Source organism: Nocardia sp. NPDC051787, from assembly GCF_040681325.1.
In the GTDB taxonomy this organism is placed as follows: Bacteria; Actinomycetota; Actinomycetes; order Mycobacteriales; family Mycobacteriaceae; genus Nocardia.
Map to the genome: position 1 here is coordinate 1 of NZ_JBFAYO010000069.1, position 4,450 is coordinate 4,450.

Below are 4,450 nucleotides of genomic sequence, written 5' to 3' on the forward strand. Positions count from 1 at the left end.
CATCCTCAACCGACCACACCTTCATCGCCCCCGCTACCGGTGCGACGTTCGGCTGCCGGATGGTCCCCGGGTGAATTCCGTCGCAGCCCTGGCAACTCCACCACGGTCGCACGCACCCTGACCGTGCTCTACAACCAGGGACACCGCTACCGCAGCGCCCATCGCTGCCGCGTCGTGGTTCGGGCTCGGCAACTCCACCAGGACCTGGACACGCGGATCAAGCGGCGACGGCGTGGCCCTGCTCGACGCGAAAGAACGACCCCGGCGGCGGTCGCGAGACGGTGCGATTATTGCCACCAGTGGGAGTCCGGCCGGGCGGCTACCTCACGACGAATGCGGGGGCACGGCAAACAGCGGGAACATCAGCGTGAACGGCCCCCGGGTCGGCGGTGATCCGTTCGCCGCCCCGCATGGAGCCGTCCGAACCCAGCCTGCACCAGACGATCTCATGAGCGTCGAGCCGAAGAGCCAACGGTTCGTCGGGGACGGGCAGCGCGGAGGTAACCGACACGGTGCGCCGGACCCGATCGCCACGCACATCGGTCACCGCGAGCGGATACCGATTGCCCAGATCGTCTGTGAGGTGCAGACAGTCGGCATTCAGGATCCAGGCCAGTGAGTCTCGTGTGGCCGGGTCGGCGGTGCGATGCGCGATCGCCTCGGGATGGTCGTCGTCGAGCTCTACCACCAGCCGCAGATGCGACCCTCTGTCGTAGTGCTCCATCGATATCAGCCGCAGTGTCACGCCGTTACGACGCGCGGACCTGGTGAACGCGGAGACGCCGTGCAATTCGGCGTTGCGCAGCAAATCCGCCGCGGCTACGGGGCGCAGATCGGGGCGTTCGACCGGACGGTCCGGGATGGGCACTCGGGCCAGCCGCGCGGCGGCCGCCGCAGGTATCTCCCCGAGCATGGGCATCAGCTTTATCTCGCCGTGCAGCACTTCCGGCCGGTCGGTGCGGCCGAGCGGCAGCGACAATCGCGCGATGATCGCGTTCGCATCCGGCGCGATCACGGGATCGCACTCTATGTCTCCATAGGCCTGCCAGTCGCCCCCGGGTCCGGCGGCGCCGGCCATCCGGAGTCGGCACCGATACTCGTTGCCCAGGTCATCGCTCGCCTCGACCGCGATGGCGTGGATCTTCGCGAGGGTGATCTGAGAGGGGCCGGGATCCGGCGTAGCGCCGGCACCGACCGGATACCGCACCCGGATCTGAATGCTGAACCCATCGGTGTAGGCGACGAGTGAAATCAGCGTTACCTCGTGAAAAGCGGTGCGGCACATCGCATATACCGGCAGAACGTAGGACCCAGTGCAGCCGGGGCGGTAGCGGCCCGGTGGGGTCGCCCGACGATCGGGTGGCGTCGACGGTGCCGTGCACCTGCCACGTGCGCTGCGGCTGGCTCATATTCAAGAAGAAGTCTTTCGACGCGGAGCGTGACGGATCACATTACTGCTGAATACCCTCACCGATGATGGGCTCACTCCGGTAAACCCACTCCTGGGAATAGTGCCCGTGAAGTTGCTTATCCGGGGTCGTAATGTGCGATGGCAATGTCGCACCGCACCAAAGATTCCAGCTTCAGGACACTAGCCGCGCACGGACCGCACATAATGCTGTGGACGGCAGCCACCCGCACGACATATACGGTGTGCCGCGCCGACGGACACGTGATCTGTCGCGAGCCATTCGACACGAACCCGCGAACCGCAGCGGCAGCATCGGAAACCGCCGCACGACAGGCGATCTGGATAGCCGGCTGCGTCCGCAACGAGTGGGGGGCGAACGCGGCCACCCTGCATCTGGTGCTGGACAACCGCCGCGGTGTCGATACCAAGGGTCTCGAGCGCCACGCCTTCACAGTGGGGCTGGTGCTCGATCTGAGCGTCTCCCCCGTCGGCAACCCCGCCGCCGGCCTGTGCACGGTCGGGGCTTACGTCGACTGGCGGCGCACCGACTTCGCGGCGCTGATCCAGACCTCGGCGCCTGGCATCTCCTGATCCGTCTATCCGGCCGAGTACAGCTTCCAGCCCTGGGAACGGCAATCTGCTTAGAAGCAGATCGTGCGCCTTCCGCGCAAACATCAACCGACGGTAAAAACTGGGGATCTGAACCGAAAATTCGGTAACGGCGGCGCATGATCAATCCGTCGGGCCGACCTACCGTAGAATTTTACCCTATCGCCGGGAACGACCCGCAATCCGAGCACATCGACAGCGGGAACGGAAAGTACTGTGCGATACCTTGTTGATACACATCCGGGCATACATCGATGGAGTGTGCGTGGGGGTACTAATCGATTGCTACTGCCGGTCGAACCGCGCGAGCAGGTCGCATCGGGCCACACCTTCGCGCTCGCGGCATCGCTGGTAGTTTCCGCACTCGCATCCACCAGCGCACCGACGCCGATCTATCCCATCTACCAGGCGATCTGGGGCTTCACACCGGTCACCGTGACTGTCGTGTTCGGCACCTACGCCTTATCCGTTCTGCTTGCCCTACTGACCGTCGGCACGTTGTCCGATCATGTGGGTCGACGGCCGGTGCTGATCGCGGCGGTATCAGCGCAGATCCTGGCGATGACCGTCTTCGCAACCGCGCAAGGCCTGGCCGAGCTCCTGGCGGCCCGAACCATACAGGGATTGGCGACCGGCGCGATCCTGAGCGCGGTGGGGGCGACGCTGCTCGATATCGATCGGGACCGCGGCGCGCTCACCAACGCCGTGGTGCCGACGCTCGGCTGCGCGACCGGGCTCGTGGCCTCAGCTCTGGCGGTGCAGCATTTCCCGCAACCCATGCAAACGATCTACCTGATTCTCATCGCGGTTTTCGCCGCCCAACTACTCGGTGTGCTCGTGATGCGGGAGACCGGTTCACGCCGGCCCGGCGCCTTGGCCTCGCTTCGACCCAGCTTCAGTCTGCCGACTTCCGTTCGGCAGCCCCTCCTCACCGCGATACCGGTCGTCGTAGCCACCTGGGCACTCGCCGGTTTCTACGGTTCACTCGGGCCCACCCTGATTTCCTCGCTGACCGGCTCCACCTCCGCGCTGCTGGCCGCCTCGCCCATGTTCCTGCTGACAGCCACCGGCGCGGGCACGGTTCTCCTGCTCCGCAAGGTCACACCGGAGACGATGTTCGGCATCGGCATCGTCGCGCTCATTATCGGGCTCGTGCTGACCTTGGCCGCCATCGACGCGGGTTCGATCACTGCCTTCTACTTCGGCACCCTTGCGGCGGGCGTAGGTTTCGGCGGCGGTTTCCAAGGTGGAATTCGCATCGTGGTCCCGCACGCCGAGCCGCACAACCGGGCCGGTGTGCTCTCGGTGCTGTACAGCTGTTGCTATCTGGGATTCGGTGCGCCTGCGGTCGTCGCCGGTTATCTGTTAACCCGCCACGATGTCCCGCTGCTCATCGCACGGGAATACGGCCTGGCGCTGGTCGCGCTCACCGCGCTCACGGTGCTCGGATTCATCCGCCGATCACCCATGTCGACGCCCCTGTGATGCAGCACGATCTGATCCGCGCCGCGATTGCCGATCGGGGCCGATCGGCTCACCACCGCACGGTATCGGTGGTGAGCCGACTAGCGGTTCTAGGCTCCGAACATGTGGCAGGCGGCGTCGGCCTTCGCATGTTTCTCATAGTTTCCACCTCGTTCATTTATTCGAGTCAGTTAGCAACTTGCGCCACTGTCTTTGCATCACGCTCTGGATACCGTCACGCCATAGAGCCGCGTTATCACGAAATCGGAACCACCAATGGTCTTTTACATGCTTTTGAGAATTCGAGCTAGTTGATGCCACGCGTAGCGCCGATAAACTCAAGAGACCGTCGAATCTCGCAAACCGCAGCGATCCGCGCCGCCCTGGTGGCTGCCACCGAGGATCTGATCGTCTACGACATCAATGGGATCGCGGCACGTTACGCGACACTATTGCGGGAATTGCCCGGCACCTCGGTCCGCTTCGCGATGAAAGCGTGCTCAGTGGACGAGGTCCTCGCCAGCCTGGCCGCACGGGGCGCGGGCTTCGACGCCGCCAGCCCGCAGGAGATCGCACAGGCGCTGCGGACCGGTGCGCCACCCGAACGAATCCATCACGGCAACACCATCAAATCCGACCGGAACTCTGGCGAAGGAGCGCGGCGTCTCGCCGGAACAGGTATACGACGAGATCGCGGCAGGTCTCGATCCGCGCAAGTTTCCCGAGCCGGACGAGATCGCCGACGCTGTGGTACTCCTCGCCTCGGATATGGCCCGAGCCATCACCGGCGCCTGCCTCGACGTCAACGGCGGAGAGTTCCATCACTGAACCGCGCCCGCCCGGACGCGCCGATTCCTGAAGAGTTGGACGGGATGACCGTGCCGAGTTCGCTTCCGCCTGGACCGAAGTACTCCCCCATCCGGCAACTTGCTGAAATGGGTATCCGGCCCTACGCCTTTCTGGACC

Annotated in this window: 3 protein-coding genes and 2 pseudogenes; 4 read left to right on the forward strand and 1 reads right to left on the reverse strand. The window is 64.7% G+C overall.

Translation table 11 applies throughout. The annotated features are described in order from the left end of the window. Window positions 1-319: 319 nt before the first annotated feature. Window positions 320-1,285: a hypothetical protein gene (locus AB0M45_RS33695; RefSeq protein WP_364337520.1), complete on the reverse strand. Its 966-nt coding sequence runs from the start codon at window positions 1,283-1,285 to the stop codon at window positions 320-322. 330 nt (window positions 1,286-1,615) lie between these two features. Here AB0M45_RS33695 and AB0M45_RS33700 point away from each other — a divergent pair, with 330 nt between their 5' ends. The 4 genes and pseudogenes from AB0M45_RS33700 to AB0M45_RS33715 all read left to right on the forward strand — a co-directional run. After that, on the forward strand, window positions 1,616-2,002 hold the full coding sequence (locus AB0M45_RS33700) for a hypothetical protein (protein ID WP_364337522.1): 387 nt from the start codon (window positions 1,616-1,618) through the stop codon (window positions 2,000-2,002). A 300-nt stretch (window positions 2,003-2,302) separates the two neighbouring features. Continuing rightward, window positions 2,303-3,505 carry an MFS transporter gene (locus AB0M45_RS33705; protein ID WP_364337524.1) on the forward strand — a complete coding sequence of 401 codons (1,203 nt, stop codon included), beginning with the start codon at window positions 2,303-2,305 and terminating at the stop codon, window positions 3,503-3,505. 467 nt (window positions 3,506-3,972) lie between these two features. Continuing rightward, window positions 3,973-4,059: pseudogene (locus AB0M45_RS33710) on the forward strand (hypothetical protein); the annotation flags it as partial. A 70-nt stretch (window positions 4,060-4,129) separates the two neighbouring features. Then, window positions 4,130-4,312 (forward strand): annotated as a pseudogene (locus AB0M45_RS33715) (SDR family oxidoreductase); the annotation flags it as partial. Window positions 4,313-4,450: the final 138 nt, after the last annotated feature.

Bases quoted from the DNA above. Each gene is read 5' to 3' on its own strand.
- AB0M45_RS33695 (WP_364337520.1), bottom strand. From the start codon at position 1,285: ATGTGCCGCACCGCTTTTCACGAGGTAACGCTGATTTCACTCGTCGCC.
- AB0M45_RS33700 (WP_364337522.1), top strand. From the start codon at position 1,616: ATGCTGTGGACGGCAGCCACCCGCACGACATATACGGTGTGCCGCGCC.